Here is a 1,651-nt window from a genome sequence, read left to right as displayed (position 1 = left end):
CGTGTGGTGCGTTCAATTCCCTTATATGGCCAAACGAGCTAGAAGATGGCAAAAACGCCCACCGGATCGCGCGCCGAAATTGCTGGAAGCCTTTTCTGAAGTGATAGCATCCGTGACCGATAAACCCGTGAGTTATTGGGGTAAGTCGATGGGCGGACGCATGGCGAGTTTGTTGTCGGAGCATCCCCTCGTGAAAGGGATTGCCTGTTTAGGTTTTCCGTTTCATCCTCCCGGTAAGCCTGAAAAGTTCAAAGGTGAGCACTTACAAACATTGAGTAAACCGACGTTGATTTTGCAAGGTGAGCGAGACACGTTTGGCACTCAAAATGAGTGTCAGTCATTTGATGTTTTCCTCAATGGTGCGTTTGGCGTTTTTGCCCGATGGCGATCACAGTTTTAAACCGAGAAAAAGTTCTGGCCATACAGAAGTAGGCAATGTGCAGTTGGCGATTGAGCAGCTGTGCGCTTTTATTAAAGGAGTTGACGATGAAAAGTAAGTGGCTGCTCACTTTTGTTGGTTTCTCAGGCGCATCGGCGGTCGCACTTGGCGCGTTTGCCGCTCACGGACTCAAAAGCCAATTGTCGCCATATCTGTTAGGTGTGTTTGAGACGGGCGTGATGTATCAGTTTTTGCGATACCCTCGCCATCGCCCTATGCGCCGTTCTGCTCTCTTTGCCGACTGGAGAGAAAGCGACAAAAATWATTTTTCCGCGCGGCAATTTGTTTTATCATCGGCATCTTTTGCTTTAGCGGCAGCTTATACGCCCTCGCAGTTAACTGGCAATTAAAATGGTTTGGCCCGATAACTCCTGATGGGAGGCTTACTGTTTATTATTGGTTGGATAATGTTGATGTTGGCAGCTTTAAAAACGAACGAGGTATCTCAGTGAAACAATTAATGCTCTATTGATCGTAGGGCTTTGAAAAAGAGTGTGCTGGTGAAAATTCAGGACAAAGCGACTCAGTTAGAGGTTTATGGTTTTCCACGTGTGTTCAAAAACGCAGGGTATGTTCTGTTCGAATGTTACCAAGAAGGGGATGCCGATAAACTGGCACGCGAACTGGACTTCAACGCGCTGATTTTTGCACGTCAAATGTTTGCGGTTGCAGCAGAGTTTACCGAACTGCCGAGTGAAGATCGCATTAGCCCAATCCTTTCGGAGCTGGGTGAGATGGACACGTTCCCGGTTTGTGGCGATTTGCGTATTGAAACGCCAGATACCAACGAAGCAAAAGAGCTGTTGAAGTTCTGCCGTAAGTTTACCGTGCCAATGCGCCAAGCATTGCGTGGTAAAGGCTTATTGTTGGCGAAAGAAAATGTGAAGAAGCCTGTGATTCCAACCTTTGCTTTGTTGCGTCAGGCCACTGTCTTTGCTGGTTATTCTTATTCGCWCAATAATTCGCGCTTCTTTATGGGCATTCCACGTTTAAAATTCCCGGCCGATGCGCCAAGCCGCTCAACGTTTGAAGTTGGAAGAAGCTTTCATGTGTTGTATTCCGCGTGAAGAGTGGGATTACGCGTTTGTCTTTCGGGCGAGTGGGCGGTTGGATTTRGTGCTTGTCCTGGTGGATGGACCTATCAGTTGGTACAGCGCTCTATGTTTGTTCACTGTGTGGACAACGGCATGATGGCAGATAGCTTGATGGAAA

The 1,651-nt window shown here is 47.7% G+C and carries 1 protein-coding gene and 2 pseudogenes; all 3 read left to right on the top strand.

What is annotated here, in order from left to right:
- Nucleotides 1-497, top strand: a pseudogene (locus CIK04_RS24050) (alpha/beta family hydrolase); the annotation flags it as partial.
- Nucleotides 487-891, top strand: a pseudogene (locus CIK04_RS24045) (DUF423 domain-containing protein). The pseudogenes CIK04_RS24050 and CIK04_RS24045, both read left to right, overlap by 11 nt.
- A 48-nt stretch (nucleotides 892-939) precedes the next feature.
- Nucleotides 940-1,506: a 23S rRNA (cytidine(2498)-2'-O)-methyltransferase RlmM gene (gene rlmM / locus CIK04_RS24040; protein WP_325205764.1), complete on the top strand. Its 567-nt coding sequence runs from the start codon at nucleotides 940-942 to the stop codon at nucleotides 1,504-1,506.
- The last annotated feature ends 145 nt before the right edge of the window (nucleotides 1,507-1,651 follow it).

This window comes from Vibrio sp. 03_296, from assembly GCF_002265885.1.
This window is presented reverse-complemented; position numbering and strand designations above follow the sequence as displayed.